This window comes from Sphingomonas yabuuchiae (genome assembly GCF_001477495.1).
GTDB classification, from domain to species: domain Bacteria; phylum Pseudomonadota; class Alphaproteobacteria; order Sphingomonadales; family Sphingomonadaceae; genus Sphingomonas; species Sphingomonas yabuuchiae_A.
The window spans coordinates 1-22166 of the sequence record NZ_LDTF01000102.1; the positions used below are offsets into that span (position 1 = coordinate 1).

Below are 22166 nucleotides of genomic sequence, written 5' to 3' on the forward strand. Positions count from 1 at the left end.
ACCATGCGGCGCACCTCGTCCTGCCGATCCTGCACGGCCCAGGCGGGCATGCCGGTATATTTCACGCCGTGCTGGAGAATCCAGAACAGCTGCTTGTCGGTCCATTCGCGCGCGTTGACCGACAGGTCGGGCGCGGGCGGGGTGGCGGCCTGCATCACGGGGGCGGGCTTTTGGCCTGGGGCGCCGTGACAGACCGCGCAGCTATTGGCGAAATGCCCGGCGGCGCTCACCAGCCCGCTGGCATCGGCGGGGTCCTTGGGTGCGGTGAAGGCGGCATGGGTGCGCACCGAATTGCGCATCGCCCAATGCAGTAACCAGTCGGTGATCGCCCAATGCCCGCTGGAGGCGGCGAGATTGATGACGCCCGACCAGGCCACGCCCATGCCGAGCAGCGCCAGGCCGAGCAGGGCCGCGAGCGCCCGCTTCCAAGTGATGCGGATCGTCATGCGTGCGCCTCTTCTTTGGTCTGGAGCAGGCGCGCGAGCATCGCCAGCCCGCCGCACAGATAGGCGACGCCCCCGACCAGCAGCATCACGACGCCCGCCATCTGCTGATCCGCCAGCGCCCCCATGTCGTGATGGCTGTAGAGCGGCCGTGGGGCTAGGCCGATCAGCGCGCCCAGCAACGTCATGTGCATCGAGGTGACGAGCAGGGCCGCGACCCCGGCGGCCCGGTGGCGCGGTGCGAGCACGGCGGCCCACAGCAGCAGGCCGACCGCCAGGAAGCTGACCTGTTCGGCGACCAGCCAGAACAGTCCATGGTCCGCCAGTCGCCGCAGCGCCGGGACGTGCCAGCCCCATACCACGACCGCCTCGATCATGGCGGCGGCCAGCGGGGTGGCGAGCCGGGGCAGGCGGACCGCCGGATCGAAACGGGTGCCCTGAAGCCCCAGCGCGATCGGCGGCGCGGCGACCGCCACGGCGATCATGTGCGCGACCATATGCCCGGTCATGCCCCAGGTGCTGAAGGCCCAGCCGACGGACAACAGCACCAGCCCCAGCATCAGCCAGTTGCGCCTCATCGACAGTCACCCAGCATCAGGACGGGCATCGCCGTGAAGATCACCGCGACGAAGCTCAATCCCGCCAGCAGCATCGTCGAATAGGCCAGAAAGCGTAGCCGATCGATATCGGTGCCCTCGTTATGCGGCGGCGGGTCGCCGGGGGTGCGCGACTGCTGCCACGCGATCACGCCCGAGGCGAGGATGACGATCAGCGCGACGACCGTCCCGATCGCGAAGGCCGTGGGGAACAGTGCCCATCGGCCGATCCGCTCGCAACTGATCGCGACCCAGAGATAGGAGAAGAGGAAATGCACCGCCCAGGTCGTCGGCGGCACGATCAGCGTCCAGAGGGTGACGCGCAGCCGGTGCGCGCCCTTCAGCCAGCGCTTCATAGCCCTGTCTCCGGAAACAGGCCGATGGTCAGATAGGTGACGATCGCGGTCAGCGCGAAGAAATGCATATAGACGGTGATGTTGCGGATATCCGCGTCATGGGTCGGCGTCATCCTGCCCGCCATGCTGCGCGCCAGCGTGTAAAGCTGCATGATGGTCCCGACGGCGGCATGCACGACGGTCCAGACGACCAGCACCCAGACGATCGCCGGATAGACATTGGCCTCCGGGTCCAGCCCGTCCAGGCAGCGCAGGCCTGCGAACAGGCTGGCGATGGCGGTGACGGCGCCCGCGACCAGCAGCCCTCGCGCGGCATTGACCGAAGCCCGGTGATGAACCTCGCGCGCGGTCAGCGTGGCGACCCAGCTCGCCAGCGACAGGGCCAGCGCGATCATCGGCCCGCCGCTGCCCGGCCCGTCGAACCCCGCGCCGAAATCGGGATGGATCGTCCAGTAGAAATAATAGCCGAAGACGAGGCCGGAAAAGGCGGTCGCATCCGCCATCATGGTGATGAACATCGCCCACCAGCCGGGCGCGGCCGGGCCGGAGATATAGAGCGGCAGGCGCATACCATGACCGATCGGCTTTTCCGGCTTTTCCGGAATTTCGGCGGTGTCCCACAGCCACCACAATATGCAGCCGAGCGTCACCACGCCGCCCAGCGCCGCGATCAGGTAAAGGTGATAGGTCGTCAGGATGAACACGCTGCCCAGCGCGACGGCGGTCATCATCGGCTTGACGCTGGGCGTGCCCAGGCGGATCACCGAAACGGGCTTGGCGTCGAGGACCGAGGTGATGATCGTCTCGCGGCGGCCTTCCTCGGCATCGGGCAGGAAGAAGCGGCCCTCATCGACCTTGGCGACGAAGTCCTTTTGGTCCCAGATGGGATAGCGGCTTTCGACCAGCGGTACCGAGCGGATGCCCCAATCCTCGTCATCCGGGTGGGCCAGCCATTCCAGCGTGCCCGCATTCCAGGGGTTGCGCGGCGACTTGGCGCGGGTCGGCGACAGCATCAGGTCGACGACCAGCACCGCGACCCCGGCTGCGAACATGTATGACCCGGCGGTCGAGGCAAGGTTGAGCCAGCCGATGCCCAATTCCTCCGGATAGGTGAAGACACGACGCGGCATGCCCTCCAGACCCGACAGGTGCATCGGGAAAAAAGTCAGGTTGATGCCGACAAACATGATCCAGAAAGCGATCCGTCCCAGCCGGTCGGACAGCTTCTTGCCCGTGATCAGCGGCCAGTAATAATAGAGCCCCCCGAACAGCGGAAGCAGCGTGCCGCCGATCAGGACATAGTGGAGGTGCGCGACGATGAAATAAGTGTCGTGCGCTTGCCAGTCGAACGGCGCCACCGCGACCATCACGCCGGTCAGGCCGCCGATGACGAACACCGCCAGGCTGCCGCTCGCGTAGAGCAAAGGCGTCGACCACTTCACCTTGCCCGCCCAGAGTGTGGCGATGAAGGCGAAGATCTGGACCCCGGTCGGGATGGCGACGGCTTCTGAGGCGGCAGAGAAGAAGGCCAGGCTGATCTTGGGCAGGCCGGTCGCGAACATGTGGTGGACCCACAGCCCGAACGACAGGAAGGCGGTGCCCACGGCGGCCAGCACGATCCATGGATAGCCCAGCAGATGGCGCTGCGCGAAGGTCGGGATCATCATCGCGAACAGCGCGATGGAGGGCAGGAAGACGATATAGACTTCCGGGTGGCCGAAAATCCAAAACAGGTGCTGCCACAGCAGCGGATCGCCGCCCCGTGCCGCGTCGAAGAAGGGCCAGTTGAGCAGCCGCTCCATCTCGAACAACAGGTCGCCCGCGATCAGCGGCGGGAAGGCGAACAGGATCATCACCGCCACGACCAGGATATACCAGGCATAGAGCGGCATCAGGTTCAGCCGCATCCCCGGCGGGCGGCATTTCAGGACGCCGACGATCAGCTCGACGGCGGCGGCCACCGATGATACCTCGATGAAGGACAGGCCCAGCATCCAGATATCGGCGCCCAGCCCTGACAGGTCGGTGCGGGTGGTCAGCGGTGGATACATGAACCAGCCGCCATCGGGCGCGGCGTTGAAGAAGATCGAGCCGCCGACGAACACGCCGCCGATCAGGAAGCTCCAGTAACCAAAGGCCGACAGGCGCGGAAAGGGCAGGTCGCGCGCGCCCAAAAGCTGGGGCAGCAGGATGATCGACACCGCCTCGAACATGGGCACGGCGAAGAGGAACATCATCATCGAGCCGTGCAGCGTGAACAGCTGGTTGAAGGTGTTCGCCGAGACGAGGTCGTTGTCCGGCACCGCCAGCTGGGTGCGCATGATCAGCGCCAGCACACCCGCGAACAGCATGAAGCCGAAGGCGGTCAGCGTGTACCAGACGCCGACCCGGTTGTTGTTGGTGTCGGTCCAGCGCAGGAACACGCCGCTGGGTGGTTTCCACACCGCGCGCAGCCGCTCTTCCTGGGCGGCGCGAAGCTGGGGATCGTCCTGCGCGTGGAGGCTCATTTCAGGCCCTGAAGATAGCGGGCGAGGGCAATTGCCTCGTCATCCGACAATTGGGGGAAGGACGGCATCCGGACGCCGGGCTTGGTCTTTTCGGGATGGCGGATGAAGGATGCGACATTGGCCTCCGTCATCGGCAGGATGCCGGCCGCCAGCGTCCGGCGCGATCCGAAATGGGTGAGGTCGGGGCCGATCCGGCTCGGCGCGTTGACGCCCCTGATGCCGTGGCAGCCGCCACAGCCATTCTCGGCAAACAGGCGTGCGCCGGGGGTATCGCTCGGCCGGGCGGGGCGGGCCTGTTCGGCCAGCCAGGCGTCGAAGGCGGCGGGCGGCATGGCGATGACGTCAAACGCCATCAGCGCATGGGACAGCCCGCAAAATTCGGCACATTGCCCGCGATAGCGGCCGGGCTTGTCCGCCCGCACGACCAGGCTGTTGATGCGGCCGGGGATCATGTCCATCTTGCCCGCCAGCCCCGGTATCCAGAAGCTGTGCACCACATCGCCGCCGCTCAGGCGGAAGGCGACGGTCCGCCCGGTCGGAATTCGGATTTCATTGGCACTGAGAATGGGCGGGCGGCCCGGTGGCGCATAGGCGACGCGCCACCAGAATTGCTCGCCATCCACCGCGATGGTCAGGTCGGCGGGCGAGGCCGGGCGCGGCTTCATGTACGGGAGCGAATAGGCGAGCAGCCCGAGTAGTATGACGGTCGGGATGATCCCGCCCAGCCACAGGACGATCCGCATCCCCTTGCGATGATCGATCGATCCCTCGGGCGCCCGGACGGCATGGCGCATCAGCAGCGCGACACCGCCCGCGATCACCACCGCGCCGACCAGCATGATGATGAAAAGGTGGCGGATGTCGGCCGCATCCGCCCCGAACGGTGCCAGTGTGGATTGATGCGTGTTGCATCCTGCCAGCAAACCGGCCGTCACGATCGCTATGGTGCTGCTCTTCCCCCGCATGGCCCCCGAACGTTTCCTTGGCGGAATAGTTCATGTCGGCTTCATCTAAAGTTCATGTTGAGGGCATTTCTGCTATCGATTGTCGTTCCGACGCCACACTTCGCCCGCCAGCAGGGTCGCAAAGCCCAGCCACGCCGCCAGCGGCATGATGCTGACCGAGGCCGGGCGGTCGACTTTCCACGCGGTGGCGGCAAGCGCGGTGGTGCCGACCGCCATCGCTCCGGCGGCGGCAGTGCTGGCACCGGTGCGGCGTTCGCGGAAAAACAGCTCGGTCCAGCCGCCGATCATCGCGCTGTTGCCCAGCCACAGCGCGACCGAGGCATTGCGGGCGGGGGAGCCAGGTTGGCGGAGCAGGCGATAGCCTCCGGCCGCGGCCAGCGTTTCCAGCACCGGCCAGACCGCGCCGAACACCTTGTCCGGCGGGGTGAAGGCGGGCTTGTCGAGCCGCGCATACCAGCGCCGGATACGCGGGTGCGACGGATCGGGCGCGTTGCGTCGCCCGATCAACGCGCTCAGCCCCAGCACGCCCGCCGCGATGCCGCCCGCCACCAGCGGCGATAATCCCTTGTTCGTCATGGCCGTCATCCCTTCCGAATGTCGAAGGCGATAACGGCCTTCGCCCAAGCCCGTTCAATCGAGCGGATGCGCCCTGTCGCCCGGACCGATCAACCTGGGGACGAAAATGGCCGACATGCCGGTCGATCCGCCACCACGCGCTGGCCCGTCCGCTATCAAAGCTGGCGCTCGACCGCGCGCTGTTGCAGGGTCGCGCCATGGTGTACTCCCCCGCCTTCACTTTTCTCAACGGCGTATCGGGCCGTGTCGTCGACGAGATGATCGCGTTCGACTGGACGACGACCAGCCTCGGAGCCCCCGACACATGGCCCGCCGCGCTGAAGGCCCAGATCGCGACGATGATCGCGTGCCCGGCGCCCATGTATCTGGTCTGGGGGCCGGATCTCATATCCTTCTACAACGACGCCTATATCCCCATGCTGGGATATCGCGCCGCGACCGCCATGGGGACGCCTTTTCGTGTCCTGTGGGGGAGCATCTGGGACGATATCGCGCCGCTGGTCGACGTCGCATTGTCGGGCAGGGTCGCGCAGGTCACCGACATGCGGCTCGACCTCGCTCGCGAGGGCAAGCCGGAAGAGGCCTATTGGTCCTTTTCCTATTCGCCGGTCTTTGACGACCAGGGGCGGATTTCCGGCATGATCTGCGTCACCGGCGAGACGACCGCGCGGGTGTTGGCCGAGCGACACCAGCGGGAGGCGGACGAGCGGCTGGAACTGGCTCTCAGCTCGGGTGCGCATGTCGGCATGTGGGACTGGGACGTGGTCCACGATTCGATCCGTTCGGACCCGCGCTTCGCGACCATGTATGGCGTCGATCCGGCAGCGGCCGAGGCGGGCCTGCCGATCGTCGAGTTCTTCAAGGGCATTCACCCCGACGATCGTGAGCGCGTGGAGCGCGAAATCGCCGAGGCCATGGCCGGGCTGGCGGAGGGCGCAGGCGATGCCGCAGGCCGCTTCGCTTCGGAATATAGACTGGTCCACCCCGATGGCAGCGTCCATTGGGTGTCGGCGCGGGGCCGTTGCATCGCCGATGAGAACGGGCGTTGCGTACGATTTCCGGGCGTCAGCTTCGACATCACCGACCGCGTCTGCGCCGAACAGCAATTGCGCGAGAGCGAGGCACGGGCCCGGCTGAATGCCGAGCGGGTGCAACTGGCCCAGGAGGCCGGGGCGATCATCGGCACCTGGTTCTGGGATCTGGTGACTAATCGCTTCACCTGCGACGAGCCGTTCGCGCGCCATTTCGGACTGAATCCCGCCCGCGGTCATGAGGGCGTCGAACTGGAGCGGGTGGTTGAACTGGTCCATCCCGACGACCGTGCCGGTCTGTCGGAGGCGGTGCAGGAGGCGATTGCGCGGGGTGGGGCTTATGCGCATCAATATCGCGTTCGCCGCCATGACGGCTATTACCATTGGCTGGAAGCCATTGGTCGGGTCGATCATGCGGACGATGGTACGCCGATCCAGTTTCCGGGTGTCCTCATCGATGTCGGCGCGCGTCGCGCGCTGGAGGTCGAGCGCGACACGGCCATCGCCGAACTCCGTGCGCTGACCGAGCAGCTGGAACAGCGTGTCGCCGACCGCACCGCCGAATTGATGCGCGCCGAGGAGGCGCTGCGCCAGAGCCAGAAGATGGAGGCGGTGGGCCAGCTGACCGGCGGCCTGGCACATGATTTCAACAATCTGCTCGCCGGGATTTCGGGTTCGCTGGAGTTGATGGCGCTCCGGCTGGCGCAGGGTCGGGTCAGCGACGTCGACCGCTATATGGACGCCGCACAGGGCGCGACGCGGCGGGCGGCGGCTCTGACCCACCGGCTGCTCGCCTTTTCCCGGCGGCAGACCTTGGCCCCCAAGCCGACCGATATCGCCGCGCTGGTCGCGGGCATGACCGACCTGATCCGCCGTACGGTCGGGCCGGGCATCGCGCTGGAGACGCACGGATCGGCCGATCTGTGGACCGTGTTGGTCGATGCGCCGCAGCTGGAGAATGCCCTCCTGAACCTGTGCATCAACGCGCGCGATGCGATGCCGGACGGCGGGCGCATCACGATCGAGATGGTCAATAGTCGCCTGGACCAGGACAATGCCCGCTTCGCCGACATACCGGACGGCGAATATCTGGCGCTGTGCGTCACCGATACCGGCACCGGCATGACGCAGGAGGTGATGGAAAAGGCGTTCGATCCCTTCTTCACCACCAAGCCGCTGGGGCAGGGGACCGGGCTGGGGCTGAGCATGATCTATGGCTTTGCCCAGCAATCGGGCGGTCAGGTGCGTATCCGTTCGGCGCCCGGCGAAGGGACGACGGTGTTCCTCTATCTGCCGCGCCATCACGGCCCCGCCCAGCGGGATGGCGAGAATGCCGCCGGTGCCCCCGCCAACGCATCGGGGGCGGGCGAGACCGTCCTGGTCGTGGATGACGAGGCGACCGTGCGGATGATGATCGCCGACGTGCTGCGCGACATGGGATACCGGGTGATCGAGGCGGCGGACAGCGTCGAGGGCATGGCCGTGCTGCGCTCGGACGAGCGCATCGACCTGCTCGTCACCGATGTTGGCCTGCCCGGTGGCATGAACGGGCGGCAACTGGCCGAAGCATCTCGGGAATTGCGACATGAATTGAATGTCATGTTCGTCACGGGCTATGCGGAGAATGCGGTGCTGAACAGCGGGCATCTGTCGCCGGGTATGCAATTGCTGACCAAGCCCTTCACGGTGGATGCGCTGGTCACGGGGATACAGGCGGCGATGGGCGCGGGCGCGCGGCGGTACGAACCCCACGCGCCCTGATCGGCCCGGCGGCGATGGCCCCCGGCACCGCGGTACTGCGTAATGCCTGGGAGTTTCACGATGTTCATCACCGGCCGCTTGGCTTTTTCCACAATGGCCCTTCTGCTCGTCGGCGTGCCTGCCGCCGCTCAGAGCGGCCCCGACATTCCCGAGCCGATGGTGTTCGACATGATCCGCCCGCTGACCGCCAAGGCGGGCGAGATCGAGGTTAACACGCTGGCGCAGCGCGACCTGACCGGCCCGCGCGGCGAACTGGAATGGGCACCCGAGGTCGAGCTGGCGGTCACGGACGGCTTTGCGGTCGAACTGGAGCTGCCGCTCATCAATAACCGCGTGGTCCAGTACAAAATGGGGCTTCAGAAGCGGCTGGGCACCTTCCGGGGCGGGCGGAGCGTGCACGGCGTCCAGTATCTGGGGCTGCACGACCGCGAGGAAGGCGGCTGGACCTCGACCCTGTTATGGCTGCTCGGCAATCGCTTCGGCGAGCGGTGGAGCACGATGACGATGCTCGGCGTCGGCGACGTGACCCTGCGCGAGGGCAACGAGACGGGGACGATCATCAACCATTCGACCTTCTACGACGTGAATCCCGACACGGTGCTGGGCCTGGAGCTGAACCGGCAGAATGGGCAGGGCGCCTATTGGCTGCTGATGCCGCAGCTCCACCGCGCGATCGGCAAGCTGGGGGTGCAGGGCGGCGTCGGCGCGGAAAAGGCACGTGGCGAGCGGTTCCGGCCGCGACTGGGCTTGCGCCTGATCCGCGAGTTGTGATGGAAACGTGGGGCCAAATGGGAGACACTCGATGACCATCGCGCTGATCTGCCTGGATGCGGATGACACGCTCTGGCACAATATGCGGCACTTCGCGGCGACCGAGGAAGCCCTGGTCGGCCTGCTCGCCCCCTTTGCCGAGGCACGGGTGGCAAGGGCCACGCTGGAGGCCTGCGAGGCACGCAATCTGCGGCTCTATGGCTATGGGGCCAAGGGCTTCACCCTGTCGATGATCGAGACGGCGGTGGAACTGGCCGGGCCGACCCTGCCCACCGACCTGATCGCCCGCGTGCTGGAGGCGGGGCGGCAGCTGCTGGCGCACCCCGTCGAACTGCTCGACGGTATTGCCGATACGATCGAGGCGTTGCGCGAGCGGGGCAGGCTGGTGCTGGTGACGAAGGGCGACCTGCTGCACCAGGAAGCCAAGTTGGCGGCGTCCGGCCTGGGTTCGCATTTCGATGACGTGGCGATCGTCAGCGACAAGACGCCCGACACCTTTCGCAGCATCTTCGCCCGCCACGGTATCGCGCCCGAACAGGCGGTGATGGCCGGGGACTCAATGCGCTCCGACGTGCTGCCCGCGCTGGCGGCGGGCGCCTGGGCCGCGTTCATCCCGCAACCGCTGGCATGGAGCCATGAGGCGGGCGACGCACCCGTCGATCATCCTCGCTTCCGCCAGTTGCCGCGATTGGGCGACCTGCCCGGATGGATCGATATGATCGGTTGATGGCGGTTTGTGATGGGGAAGGTGAGGTCTGACCTTCCCATCTCCCCTTGCTCCACCCCGGCGAAGGCCGGGTCCAGTTACGGGCTGGTCCGGCAAGACTTACTGACGTTGACCCAACTGGATTCCGGCCTTCGCCGGGATGGCGTTGAAGAGTGTCATTAGCCGATCAGCCCGGGTCGCTTTCCTCGCCGACGATCACGCCGCTGGTCGCTTCCCCGCCGCCATGGGCAAAGCCGTTGCGGTGGATGCGGACCCCGGCCGTAGACACTGGCGTGGGCTTCGCATCGGGAATCCTGGCCAGGGCCTCGGCCCGCTGCTCGCCGCGATGGATGGTCACGCCGTACATCGCCTCGGCCATCGGGGCGGCGGCGGGGTTCTGGACGGCGGCGGGGACGGGAATGTTCGGCTCCACCCCGGCATAATTCTGGCGGAAGGACAGGTCGCGTTCCAGCGCCCCACGCCAGCGATAGAAGATATGCGTACCGACCGAGCCGATCCGGCTGAGGCTGGACGCCCACCAGGGCAGCACATAATTCGCGTGGTAGAAGGTCGCGGCCCCGATCGGCGCATAGACCAGTCCGGCGAGGGCGGCCTGCGCCACGGCGGCGGCGCGGTTCCAGGCGACGGGGTCGCGGGGTTGCAGCATCGATCCGTCGCAGGTGAAGCTGAACTGGCAACCGGTCGACCGTTCCGACCCCTGATAGACGACGCCGCAGATGCTCTTGGGGAAAGCGCGGTCGCGGACCCGGTTGAGCACGACCTGCGCGACCGCGCGCTGGCCATCGACCGGCTCGGAACGGGCTTCGTAATAGATGGCGGCGGTCAGGCATTCGGCGGCGCGGGCCGCGTCGGTCGCGGTGCGGGCGATGCCGTTGAAGGCGGGGGCGGCGGCCATTTCGATGGGCGTGTTGCCGCTGATCGCCTCGGGCAGGTCGGTGTCGGGCACGTCGAGCGCGAGCTGGCGCAGCAGCGTCCGTGCGGTCGGCGGCGGTACGTCCAGCGTCAGATGCGCCGCCCGCTCGCGGACGGGGGTGCAGGAGGTGGCAACCGCCAGGCTCGCCACCAACATCAACCAGCGCAGCACGATATCCGCTTCCCAACCCATGGCCCCAGGCCACCGCGTCTAGCGGGCCGGGGTTAGGAAGCGGTTAAGTGTACGCCATCCTCCCCGGCACGGGGAGGGGGACCACGCGAAGCATGGTGGAGGGGGATCGCCGCAAAGCCTGTCCCATGGGGGAACCCCCTCCGTCAGGCCTTCGGCCTGCCACCTCCCCGTGTCCGGGGAGGATATCCATCAGAAACGCGCGCCCAGTTCCACGCCGTAGAAGCGCGGTTCGCCCGCGATATAGGTGGGCGTGCTGAACGTGCCGCCGGTATTGCCCGCGTCGATCAGATAGCACTTGTTCGTCAGGTTGCGGGCGAAGCCGCCGACATGGAACCGCCCTTGGTCGCCGAACTCGACACCCGCGCGCAGATTGACCAGCGTATAGCCGCCCTGCGAGATCGCCTCGCTGTTGGGCAGTTCGAAAAACACCTTCGAGCGATAGGTCGCGCTGGGCGTCGCATAGAAGGTCGCCGACGTGCCGATCGGGATGCGGATATTGGCGCCGCCCGATGCGGTGGTGTCGGGCTGCAGGCGGAAGCGGTTGCCCGCGAAGACGCCGTTCGACGGGTCATTGCCGATGCCGCCATCGATATAGGCGAAGGTCCCGAACAGGCCGAGCCAGCGATGGACCGCGACGTTCGCCTCCAGCTCGACGCCGAGATTGTTGGCCGACCCGGCGCTGCGCGTCACGTTCAGGCCGTTCTCGAACACCGAGACCTGGAAACCCTTGTACCGCTGGTAGAAGACCGAGGCCGCGCCCGAGAACGCGCCGATCCGCCCCTTGATGCCGCCCTCGTAATTCCAGACGTCCTCCGCCGGAATGATCTGAAGCCGGGGGATCGCACCCGAATTGGCGACGCTCAGCGGCACGATGCGCTGCGCGTCGAGCTGGACCACCGGCGAGCGGCGGCCCTTGCTGATCGTCGCATAGACGTTCACATCGTCGCTCAGGCGATACAGCGCGTTGAAGCGCGGCAGGACCGCGGCATAGCTGCGCTCGGCGGTGAATTTCTGCCCCTTGGTATTGGCGGCGGCGAGCAGGCTGGTGAAGATTCCGGCCCCCGCCAGCAACCGGCTGTCGGGCATGACCGAGCTATAGCCCGACTGGCGATCCTCGATCAGCACGCGCGCACCCGCCGTCAGTTCCAGCGCGTCCGTCGGAATCCAGGTGGCGTCGGCAAAGACCGAATAGGTGTCGGTATTGCCGTAATTGGCGAAGCTGGCGCTGTAGGGCAGGACGGTCGCCGTCCCGCGCGACAGGATCGCGGTGGCGCGTGTTGCCGGGATGGTGCCGTTGGCGGCCACGCAGGCGGTGCCGGTCGGAAGGCCCGCGCCGTTCAGGATCTGGCGGATCGGCGCGAAGTCGCGTGCGACCGAACAGGCCAGATAAGTGCCTTCCTCGGTCGAGAAGGGCACGCGCTGCTGCCCATTCTCAAAAAAGGCGTTCCAGCCGAAGGACGCGCGGTAATGCGTACCGTCGAACGCGAAGCGGCTTTCATGGCTCCACTGGTCGCCCTTGGCGTCCTCGCCGAACTCCAGATACCAGGCGGGGCCACCGTCCGCGTCGAAGATTTCGAGCGCGTCGAACCGGCGGTAACCGTTGACCGTGGTGAAGGTGATGCCTGGCGCGACATCGACCGCGACCGTCAGGTTAGCGTCATAGACGTTGCGGGTCAGCCCCAGCTTGCGCTTGCCCAGCACCTCGGCGGAAAAGGGCGAGCCGGACAGCTCGGCATAGCCATAATCGCCGGTCTGACCGCCCGTCGGGGCGAAGACGCGGCTCTTGAACGCGGTCCCGGGATTGCGCTGTCCGTCATAGGTCAGCACCAGATCGGCCGTCACGGACGAATTGGGTGTCCAGCGCAGCGATCCACGAACGCCGCGCTGATCCTGCCCGTTCAGGTCGTCCTGGTCGACCCGGCCCTGATTTTGATTGGCGACCTTGGGATCGCCCGCGATGTTGCGGACATAGCCGTCGCGATATTTGTACGCGAAGGCGATCCGCCCGGCGAGCGTGTCGTTGCCCGCGTTCAGATAGCCCGACACCTGGGTCCGGTCGAAATTGCCATAGGAGGCCAGGATGCCGCCCTCGGTCCCGGCGCGCGGTTTGGCGGAGATGATGCTGATCGCACCGACCGCGGCGGCGGTGCCGAACAGCGTCGCCTGCGGCCCCTTCACCACCTCGATCCGCTCGATATCGTACAGGTCCTGATAGGCACCGCGCGTCCGGCTGATGTCCACGCCGTTATAATAGAGCGTGACCCGCGCACCCTGCTGCGCCGAGCCCGAGTCCGAGGTGATGCCCCGGATCACGAAGCCGGGATTGTTCGCGCTCTGCTCCTGGATCTGGAGGCCGGGGATATATTGCGCGACTTCGGACAGCGAGTTGACGCCCAGGTCCGCCATGCGCGCGCCCGTGACGGCGGTGACGGTGACGGGCACGTCCTCGATCCGCTGTTCTCGCTTCTGCGCGGTGACGATGACGTCGGGATTGTCACCCGCGTCGCGCGCATCCTCCTGCGGCTGGATCGTCGCCTGTGCCGCCGCCGCCTGGACGAAGGCCGCCTGTGACAGGCCAGCCAGCAGCACAGCCGCGCTGACGCGGCCGATCGTCGAATTCATCATTGCCCCCCGGATATTCCCCGTTTCGGCCGGACTTAGGGGCAAGGGATTACCAGTCGGTGTCCACCGCATGTCATTTCGATGACAAGCGGCGTTGTCGCCGAACCGTCACGGCCCCGCCATCGGACTGTCGCGCACCGCGCCTAGCCGTCCGGTCCGAAAGGACCGATACGATGACGATCATGAACCGACGCCGCGCGATGGCGCTGATGGGGAGCGGGGCCAGCCTGGCCCTGCCGACGACCCTGGTGGAGGCGGCGGCGCCGGCGGTGCGGTTCGATCACGGCGTGGCCAGCGGCGATCCGTCAGCCGTCGGCGCGATCCTGTGGACCCGCGCGACACCCGCGGAAGGGCAGGGGGGCGACATCGCCCTGACCTGGCATGTCGCACCGATGGGCGGCGCCGACGCGGTCGGCCTCCACACCGGCCGGGTGGCGGCCCGCGCGGCCCGCGACTTCACCGCCAAGGTCGAGGTGGCGGGGCTGCAACCGGGGCGCGACTATCGTTATTGGTTCGAGACGACGGGTGGCCAACGTTCGCCCGAGGGACGTTTCCGCACCCTGCCGCGCGGCCGAATCGAGGAACTGGCGCTGGCGGTGGTGTCGTGCCAACTCTATCCCGGCGGCCTGTTCAACGCCTATGACGCGATCGCGAAGACCGAGCGGCTCGACGCGGTGGTCCATCTGGGCGACTATATCTATGAATATGGCGCCGATGGCTATGGCACGAAGATCGGGCATGAACTCAACCGCCTGCCCGAGCCTGCGCACGAGATCGTGACGCTGGCCGATTATCGCCAGCGCCATGCCCAGGTGAAGCGCGATCCCGACATGCAGGCCGCGCACGCCCGCGCCGCGTTCATCTGCGTGTGGGACGATCACGAGGTCGCCAATGACGACTGGATCGGCGGCGCGGAGAACCACCAGCCCGCGACCGAAGGCGACTGGGGCAAGCGCAAGGCGGCCGCCATGCAGGCCTATTTCGAATGGATGCCGATCCGCGATCCCCGGCCCGGCCAGCCCTGGGCGGCGATCAACCGCAGCTTCGAGTTCGGCGATCTCGCAACGCTGGTGATGCTGGAGACGCGTCTGCTCGCCCGCTCGAAGCAGGTGGCGGCGGCCAAGGGCGAAGCGCCCCAGCCCGACGAATATGCATCGATGATGGCCGAGCGCGCACGGCCCGAGCGCGAGTTGCTGGGCGCGGGCCAACTCGGCTGGATCGAACGCACGCTGGCCGCGTCGGTGAAGGCGGGGACGCCGTGGCAGGTGATCGGCAATCAGGTGGTGATGGCGCGGATCGACGGTCCCGACCTGGAAAAGCAGATGGGGCCGCAGGGCTATGCCAAGCTGACCGAACGCCTGACGGAGGGCGAGCGGGCGCGGCTGGGCGAGGCGCAGGCTTCGTATCGTGCAGGCCTGCCGCTGAATTTCGACAGCTGGGACGGGTATCCGGCGGCGCGCGAGCGGCTCTATGCTGCGTTCCGGCGGGCGGGGTCGCGGCCGGTCGTCGTCTCCGGCGACAGCCACGCCGCCTGGGCCAACGACCTGTATGACGCCAGCGGCAAGCTGGTCGCGGCCGAGTTTGCGGGCACCTCCGTCACCAGCCCGTCCTGGGGCGACATGATGCCGGGTATCGGGCGTGAGATCGCGGCGGCCAATCCGAAGGTCGTCCGCTTCTGCGACCAGGACGACAAGGGGTATCTGTACCTGACGCTGACCCGCGATACCGCCACGGCACGCTACATGACCGTGTCGACGGTGCTGGCCAAGCCCTATGCGCTGGGCTGCGCCGCCGTGTGGCGGACACGCAAAGGCGCAGACACGCCGATCGAGGCGATCACGGCTTAAGCGTCCTTTCTCCGTTACGGGGCGGGGGAGGGCGCCCGGCGCACCGCCGCCTCGACATGCGCGACCAGATTGGCGTCGTCATGGTTGAGGTAATGGTCGCCGGGCAACGCGACGATGCGGACATTGGGCTGTTTCAGCATCGGGCACAGGCTGTCGGGCTCGCGCACGCCATAGATGCAGGTCACCGGCACCCAGTCGATCCGCCGTGCGGTGGTGATCCCCAGGCTGTCGGGCTTGCCCATATAGGCGAGCCCGGATGGGTCGGAGCGGAAAAAGGCCGTCTCGCCCGGCACCACCAGCACGACCGCCGAGATGGGCGCGCGCAGATCGTCGGGCAGATGCGCCAGCCCCGTCTGGAGCATGTCCGAGCCATAGGACTGGCCGATCAGCACGAGCTTGCGGCCGCCGCGTTCTGCCTCTGCGCGGCGGACGAGGTCGGCGATCACCGCGTCCACCTGCGCGGCGGTGCGACGCTTGCGGAACAGCACCGGCGAATTGACGCCCAGCACCTCGACCCCGTCGGCGCTCAGCGCGCGTGCGATCACCCCGCCCATGCCGTAGCGCAGGCCCATGTCCCCCGACAGCGACAGCACCAGGACCGGTTGGACCCTGCCCTGCGCCGGAAAGCGGGTGAACGGGTCCTTGTCGAAATAACTGCCCGAATAGAGAAGGATAGCGGCAATCGCGGCAAGCAGCACCAGCGCGCCGCCAAGCATAAGGCGCCATCTGGAGCGCAGGCGGGCGAGAAATTCGACCATGACGTGTCCTAATGTCTGGCGGCAACCAATGTCACGGACTGGATGAAGGACAGGCGGGGGGATCATGAAAGATCTGTAATATGGCGATCACGCGCTCTATGTCAGCGATCTGCCATCGGCTCGCTGATGGAAACGCGAGGTTAAGCGGTCGGGGGTAGTGAGCCGCCGCGGCATTCGCGTATTGGACCAAGGATCGACACCGTTGAGCAACCCGATCTTCTTTGACCCGACGGGCCGTCGGGGCACCTGGGCACGGCGCGCCGTCGCGGTGACGATCCTGGCGGTGGTGGTCGCCGCCATCGCCTTTGCCACGACGCTGGTCGCGGTGCCCAATTCGGGGGTGTTGCCGCTGCCCTTCGCCCGGCGGCAGGCGATGACGCTGGAGCCGACGGCACAGCTGAAGGGGCGGCGGGGCGAATGGCTGCCCCGCAAGTCGGTGGCGCAGAACCACACGCCGCTGACCATCGCCTTCTATACCCCGGGCAATGACTCCGCGCTGGCCTCGCTCCATGCGCATATGGGCCAGATCGACTGGCTGGTGCCCAGCCTGATGAACGTGGCGGGCCCCAAAGGCCAGCTGACCATCGGCAACGACCCGAAGCTCGCCACTCTGTTGTCGCGGGCCGCCAAGCCGCCGCGCCTGTTGCCGATGGTGCAGAACCTGTCCGACGACGAATGGGACGGCCAGACCATCGCGCGGATCATCGCCAGCCCGGCGGCGTCCGAGAAGCTGGCGACGCAGCTCGGCCAGTCGGTGACGGTCAACCGCCAGTCGGGCCTGGTGATCGACTTCGAGAACCTGCCCGCCAGCGCGATGGCGGGCTATCCCCGGCTGCTCCAGCGGATCAAGGCGCACCTGCCCAAGGGCACCGTGCTGGCCGTCACCGTCCCCGCCGAGGACGAGGCGTGGCAGTTGCAGCGTCTGGCCAAGGTCGTCGATCGCATCATCCTGATGGCCTATGACCAGCATTGGCAGACCGGCACCCCCGGCCCGATCGCGGCGCAGCCCTGGTTCCTCCAGGCGTCGGAAAAGGCGTTGCGCGAGGTCGGTCGCGACAAGCTGATCGTGGCGCTGGGCAGTTATGGCTATGATTGGCCCGCAAAGGGGCCCGCCGAGGCGCGGTCGATCGAAGAGGCATGGCTGATCGCGCACGACAGCCAGGCGAAGGTGACGTTCGACCAGGCGAGCGGCAATGCCGGTTTCGCCTATGACGAGAATGGCGAGCACCACACCGTCTGGATGCTCGACGCCGCGACCAGCTGGAACCAGCTTCAGGCGCTGAAGCGGCTGGGCATCGATGACGTCGCCTTCTGGCAACTGGGCAGCGAGGACCCCGGTCTCTGGGCCGATTTCGCCGCGTTCCGCAGCACGGCGCGTGGTGTCATCCCCCGGCTGGGCGCCATCGCCTCGCCGCTGAACGTCGATGTCGAGGGGGCGGGTGAAATCCTGCGCATCACCGCCCAGCCGACCCAGGGCGAGCGCGGACTGAAATATGACAAGGACGGTGTGATCCGGAACGAGGTCTATCGCACCTATCCGACGCCCTATGTCGTGCAGCGGGCGGGCGCCGTTCCCAAGACGATCGCGCTGACCTTCGACGATGGGCCCGATCCGGAATGGACGCCCAAGATCCTGGACGTGCTGGAGCGCGAGCATGTGCCCGCCACCTTCTTCGTGATCGGCGAGAATGCCCTGCAACACCCGCAGCTGCTCCGCCGGATCGTCGCGGGGGGCAGCGAACTGGGCAATCACAGCTATACCCATCCCAACATGGCGACGACGGGCGCGCGCACGAACAAGCTGGAGCTGAACGCCACCAAGCGGCTGATCCAGGCTTATACCGGGCGTTCGACCACGCTGTTCCGCGCGCCCTATTTCGGCGACGCCGAGCCGACGACGGCGGACGAGATCGATCCTGCCCTGATCGCGCAGAATCTGGGCTATACGGTCGTCGGCCTGCACGTCGATCCGAACGACTGGCAGCGGCCCGGCACCGACGAGATCGTCCAGCAGACGATCGACCAGGTCCACGGCGCGACGCCCGACAATTCGGCCAATGTCGTCCTGCTGCACGATGGCGGCGGGGACCGTGAACAGACGGTCGAGGCGCTGCCCCGCATCATCGATACGCTGCGGGCCGAGGGCTATCGCTTCGTCCCCGCGTCGCAGCTGGTCGGGGTCAGCCGCGACCAGGCGATGCCGCTGGTCGAGGGGCATGACTTGCTGGCGGTGCGTACCGACGTCGCGATCTTCGTCCTGCTCGCCTTCCTGTCGGCCTCGCTCGCCTGGCTGTTCTACCTCGCCATTGCGCTAGGCATCGCACGCGCGGTCGTGATGGCGGGGCTGGCCTGGTTCCAGGGGCGCAAGTCCAAGCCGGTGCCGCCCGTCTTCACGCCCAGCGTCTCGGTCATCATCCCCGCCTATAACGAGGAGCGGGTGATCGTCCGGTCGGTCGAGCGGGTACTGGCCAGCGACTATCCGGGCCTTCAGGTAATCGTCGCCGATGACGGGTCGAAGGACGGGACGAGCGCCGTGGTGCGCGAGGCGTTCGCGAACGAACCGCGCGTCCGGCTGCTGACCCTGGTCAATGGCGGCAAGGCGGCGGCGCTGAACCGCGCGCTTCAGGATGCGACCGGCGAGGTGCTGATCGCGCTCGACGCCGATACCCAGTTCGAGCCGGAGACGATCGCCAAGCTCGCGCGCTGGTTCGCCGACCCCAAGCTGGGGGCCGTGGCGGGCGATGCGCGGGTGGGCAACCGGGTCAACCTCGTCACCCGCTGGCAGGCGGTCGAATATATTACCGCGCAGAATCTGGAGCGCCGCGCGCTCGCCGGGTTCGATGCGATGACGGTGGTGCCGGGCGCGGTCGGGGCATGGCGTCGCGCCGCGCTCGACGCGGTGGGCGGCTATCCTGAAGATACGCTGGCCGAGGATCAGGACCTGACCATCGCGATCCAGCGGGCCGGGTGGCGCGTGACCTATGATCCGCGCGCCGTCGCCTGGACCGAAGCACCCGAGAGCTTCCGCGCGCTTGCCAAGCAGCGCTATCGCTGGGCCTTCGGTACGCTGCAATGCCTGTGGAAGCATCGCGCCGTACTGCGCACCGGCAAGCCCGCCGGTCTGGCACGGGTCGGCCTGCCGCAGGCGTGGCTGTTCCAGATCCTGTTCGCCGCCATCTCGCCGCTGATCGACCTGGCGCTGGTCCTGTCGGTCATCGGGACGGCGGTGCGCGTGGGCCAGCATGGCTGGGCGCAGACGCAGACCGACGTGTTCCAGATGGCGGCCTATTGGACGGCCTTCACCGCGATCGACGTGCTGTGCGGCTGGCTGGCCTATCGCCTGGACGGGAACCGGGTGCGCTACCCTGCGCACCTGCTGGTCGCGCAGCGGCTGGTCTATCGTCAGATCATGTACTGGGTCGTGATCCGCGCCATCGCGTCGGCGATCGGCGGGTGGATCGTCGGCTGGGGCAAGCTGGAGCGGACGGGGAATGTGGGGGCGTAACCTGCCATTCCTCCCCATCTCCGATCGGGAGGAATGAGGTCAGCCCAGCGTCAACCGCACCCGCAACCCCGGCGCATTATCCTCCAGCGCCACACTGCCTCCATGCAGATGCGCCACCGCACTGGCCAGCGACAAACCGAGCCCCGCGCCGCTTTCCGTCCGTGCGGCGTCCAGTCGCCCGAACCGCTTCAACGCCTCGTCCCGGCGGTCCTCGGGGATGCCGGGGCCGTCATCGGCGACGATCAGCACCGGCCCCGGCTCGACCCGGACGACCACTTCGCCCGCGCCATATTTCAGCGCATTGTCGATCAGATTGGCGACCGCCTGACCCAGCAATTCGCGGTGGACCCGTGCGACCAACGTCTCCGGCCCCTCGGCGCGGATGGTCATGCCGCGATCCTCGGCCAACGGCTCGAACATGTCGGCCACGTCACGGATCATGGCGCCCAGGTCGGCCTCGACAAAGGCGTCGCGGCCCAGCCCGGCCTCGGCCCGGCTGATGCGCAGCGCCGTGTCGAGCATGGCCAGCAGCCGGTCGCCTTCCTCCAGCGCACGGCCGACCGCGACCCGCGCATTCTCGTCCCGGCTCTCCGCCAGCGCGCGGTCCAGCGTCGCGCGCAACCGGGTCAGCGGCGAGCGCAGGTCATGCGCCAGCCCGTCGGTCGCGACCTTCAGCTCGGTCATCAGCAACGCGATCCGGTCGAGCATCGCATTGACCGCCAGCGCCAGCGCGTCGAAGGCGTCGTCGCCGCCATTGGGCGCGACGCGGCGCGACAGGTCCCCGGCGGCGACCGCATGGGCGGTGGCGACCGTATCCTCCAGCCGCCGCTCGATCATCCGCGCGGCGATCCAGGCGGCCAGCGCGGCCAGCACGATCGCCGCCGCCATGCCCACCGCCATCGCCTCTTCCATCGCCAGCGCGACGCGCAGCTCGCTCTCGACGACATGGCCCGCCAGCATCCGCGAGCCATCGGGCAGCCGGGTCGCCATCACCCGCATCCGTTCGGGCAGCGAATGGCCGATGCGGAAAATCTCGATCGTCGCGGCGCCTGGCGCGGGGACGTTGGGCGGCCATTCGGCGATATTGCCCGCCACGAAGCGCCCCTGCGCATCGGTCAGCAGGATGACCGACAGGGGCAGCCGGTCAGTGGTCAACCGCCGATCGACCGCCGCGCGCACGGCCTTTTGTCCGCCCGACAGCCACATGCCCGCCAGCTCGTCGCGCAGGTCGCTGGCGGCATCCTCGGCCTGCGCCGTGATCTCGCTGCGGGTCAGGTGGCGGATCATGACCACCATCGCGCCCGCGCCGATCAGCTGCAGCGCGAAGACCAGCAGCGCGAACCGCAGCGTGGTCGAGCGGAGGACCGCCGGTGCTATTTCTCGACCCCCAGCTTATAACCCGAACCGCGCACCGTATGCAGGAGCGGGCGGGCAAAGCCTTCGTCGATCTTCTTGCGCAACCGGCTGATATGCACGTCGGTGACGTTGGTATTGGGGTCGAAATGGAAATCCCATACCCCCTCCAGCAACATGGTGCGGGTCACGACCTGGTCGACATGCTGGAGCAGATATTCGAGCAGCCGGTATTCGCGCGGTTGCAGCTCGATCGGCTTGCCCGCGCGCCGGACGCGGTGGGCGAGCAGGTCCATCTCCAGATCGTCGCACACCAGCTTGGTCAGCGGCGCATTGCCGGTGGTCCCGCCGCGCCGGATCAGCAGGCGGACGCGCGCCAGCAACTCGGCGAAGACGAAGGGCTTGGTCAGGTAATCATCGGAGCCGGAGGTCAGGCCCGCCACCCGGTCCTCGGGCGAGGACAAAGCCGACAGGATCAGAACCGGCGATTCGATTCCCGCCGCGCGGATCGCGGCCAGCACCGACATCCCGTCCATGCCGGGCAGCATCCGGTCGAGGATGATGCAGTCATAGGTGCCGTCGGTCGCATGGAACAGGCCGTCGCGGCCATTGGCCGCATGGTCGATCAGAAAACCCTCTTCCCGCAAGCCGTTGGCGATGTAATCCGCCGTCGAGCGGTCATCTTCGATCAGCAAAATCCTGTTGGCCACGCTGTCCTCCCGAGCCGCTCCTTAGCAGCGTGATCATGAGGAGGCCATGGTCGCGCGCGACCTCAAGCCGCATGGGCGTATCGCTGGCCAGCGCGGCTTCGTCGCGCAACATCGCGAAGGACGTGGCCGGGTGGCCATCGACCGACAGGACCATGTCGCCGACATGCAGCGGCGGCTTGACCAGAGCGGCGGCATCGTCGTCGACATCGCTGCGCAGGCTGGTGACGATCAGGCCGGGGCGCCCCTCCGCCACCGGTGCGAAGGTCGCGCCGTACAGCGTCGAGGGGCGGTGGGGGCCGGCATGAAGCGGCATATGCCCGACCAGCAGCGCAAAGGCCGCGCCGCCGATCAGCGCCGCCATGCCTGCGCTCCAGCCGACGATCCGCAGGCTTTTCATCGCGGCCGCCGATCGCGCACGCGCCGCCCCGGCAAGGCGATGGCCAGCCGATTTTTCGCGACGGAGAAAGGCGATGCGTTCACGCCTCCGTCTTAGCGCTCACCACCTGAGGGAAGGGTGGGCGAAGCATGACGCT

17 protein-coding genes are annotated in these 22166 nt (G+C 67.4%); 5 read left to right on the top strand and 12 right to left on the bottom strand.

The genetic code is table 11. The features are described from left to right. The 6 genes from NS355_RS16120 to NS355_RS16145 all read right to left on the bottom strand — a co-directional run. A partial coding sequence (locus NS355_RS16120) for a c-type cytochrome (RefSeq protein WP_167345479.1) occupies positions 1-446 on the bottom strand: 446 nt, incomplete at its 3' end. After that, entirely contained in the window at positions 443-1021 is a 579-nt protein-coding gene (locus tag NS355_RS16125) for a cytochrome c oxidase assembly protein (protein ID WP_058746610.1), read from the bottom strand. The genes NS355_RS16120 and NS355_RS16125, both read right to left, overlap by 4 nt. Further along, complete coding sequence (locus NS355_RS16130) at positions 1018-1395, bottom strand: hypothetical protein (protein WP_058746611.1); 378 nt, start codon at positions 1393-1395, stop codon at positions 1018-1020. The genes NS355_RS16125 and NS355_RS16130 overlap by 4 nt, the downstream gene beginning before the upstream one ends. Next, a complete protein-coding gene (gene ctaD / locus NS355_RS16135; protein ID WP_058746612.1) occupies positions 1392-3902 on the bottom strand; it encodes a cytochrome c oxidase subunit I in 2511 nt (836 codons plus the stop codon). Before ctaD ends, NS355_RS16130 begins: the two co-directional genes overlap by 4 nt. Continuing rightward, the gene (gene coxB / locus NS355_RS16140) at positions 3899-4867 is read right to left on the bottom strand and encodes a cytochrome c oxidase subunit II (protein WP_058746613.1); all 969 of its coding nucleotides are present in this window, start codon (positions 4865-4867) and stop codon (positions 3899-3901) included. Before coxB ends, ctaD begins: the two co-directional genes overlap by 4 nt. Before the next feature lie 72 nt (positions 4868-4939). Continuing rightward, the gene (locus NS355_RS16145) at positions 4940-5443 is read right to left on the bottom strand and encodes a TspO/MBR family protein (protein WP_058746637.1); all 504 of its coding nucleotides are present in this window, start codon (positions 5441-5443) and stop codon (positions 4940-4942) included. Between the two features lie 197 nt (positions 5444-5640). Between NS355_RS16145 and NS355_RS16150 the strand changes: the two genes are divergently transcribed. The 3 genes from NS355_RS16150 (at position 5641) to NS355_RS16160 (ending at position 9733) form a co-directional block, all read left to right on the top strand. Next, positions 5641-8235 carry a PAS domain-containing protein gene (locus NS355_RS16150; protein ID WP_209445122.1) on the top strand — a complete coding sequence of 865 codons (2595 nt, stop codon included), beginning with the start codon at positions 5641-5643 and terminating at the stop codon, positions 8233-8235. 93 nt (positions 8236-8328) lie between these two features. Next, entirely contained in the window at positions 8329-9006 is a 678-nt protein-coding gene (locus NS355_RS16155; RefSeq protein WP_058746614.1) for a hypothetical protein, read from the top strand. 31 nt (positions 9007-9037) lie between these two features. After that, on the top strand, positions 9038-9733 hold the full coding sequence (locus NS355_RS16160) for an HAD family hydrolase (protein ID WP_058746615.1): 696 nt from the start codon (positions 9038-9040) through the stop codon (positions 9731-9733). Positions 9734-9899: 166 nt separating this feature from the next. On the opposite strand, the gene NS355_RS19455 is transcribed toward NS355_RS16160, so the two are convergent. Next, positions 9900-10817, bottom strand: a complete 918-nt coding sequence (locus NS355_RS19455) for a cell wall hydrolase (RefSeq protein ID WP_345938816.1) — start codon at positions 10815-10817, stop codon at positions 9900-9902. A 210-nt stretch (positions 10818-11027) separates the two neighbouring features. Further along, positions 11028-13460 (bottom strand): TonB-dependent receptor, encoded by a 2433-nt coding sequence (locus NS355_RS16170; protein ID WP_058746640.1) that lies wholly within the window; start codon positions 13458-13460, stop codon positions 11028-11030. A gap of 173 nt (positions 13461-13633) precedes the next feature. Between NS355_RS16170 and NS355_RS16175 the strand changes: the two genes are divergently transcribed. Next, positions 13634-15307, top strand: a complete 1674-nt coding sequence (locus NS355_RS16175; protein ID WP_058746616.1) for an alkaline phosphatase D family protein — start codon at positions 13634-13636, stop codon at positions 15305-15307. Between the two features lie 14 nt (positions 15308-15321). Here the strand turns inward: NS355_RS16175 and NS355_RS16180 are convergent, their stop codons facing one another. Continuing rightward, entirely contained in the window at positions 15322-16065 is a 744-nt protein-coding gene (locus tag NS355_RS16180) for an AcvB/VirJ family lysyl-phosphatidylglycerol hydrolase (protein ID WP_058746617.1), read from the bottom strand. A 202-nt stretch (positions 16066-16267) separates the two neighbouring features. Here NS355_RS16180 and NS355_RS16185 point away from each other — a divergent pair, with 202 nt between their 5' ends. After that, positions 16268-19570: a glycosyltransferase gene (locus tag NS355_RS16185; RefSeq protein WP_058746618.1), complete on the top strand. Its 3303-nt coding sequence runs from the start codon at positions 16268-16270 to the stop codon at positions 19568-19570. A 39-nt stretch (positions 19571-19609) separates the two neighbouring features. Here NS355_RS16185 and NS355_RS16190 read toward each other — a convergent pair whose 3' ends face one another. The 3 genes from NS355_RS16190 to NS355_RS16200 all read right to left on the bottom strand — a co-directional run bounded on the left by NS355_RS16190 (position 19610) and on the right by NS355_RS16200 (position 22030). Beyond that, positions 19610-20857 (bottom strand): sensor histidine kinase, encoded by a 1248-nt coding sequence (locus NS355_RS16190; protein WP_244489719.1) that lies wholly within the window; start codon positions 20855-20857, stop codon positions 19610-19612. Positions 20858-20943: 86 nt separating this feature from the next. Then, on the bottom strand, positions 20944-21633 hold the full coding sequence (locus NS355_RS16195) for a winged helix-turn-helix domain-containing protein (RefSeq protein ID WP_058746620.1): 690 nt from the start codon (positions 21631-21633) through the stop codon (positions 20944-20946). Next, the gene (locus NS355_RS16200; RefSeq protein ID WP_058746621.1) at positions 21602-22030 is read right to left on the bottom strand and encodes a hypothetical protein; all 429 of its coding nucleotides are present in this window, start codon (positions 22028-22030) and stop codon (positions 21602-21604) included. The genes NS355_RS16195 and NS355_RS16200 overlap by 32 nt, the downstream gene beginning before the upstream one ends. Positions 22031-22166: the final 136 nt, after the last annotated feature.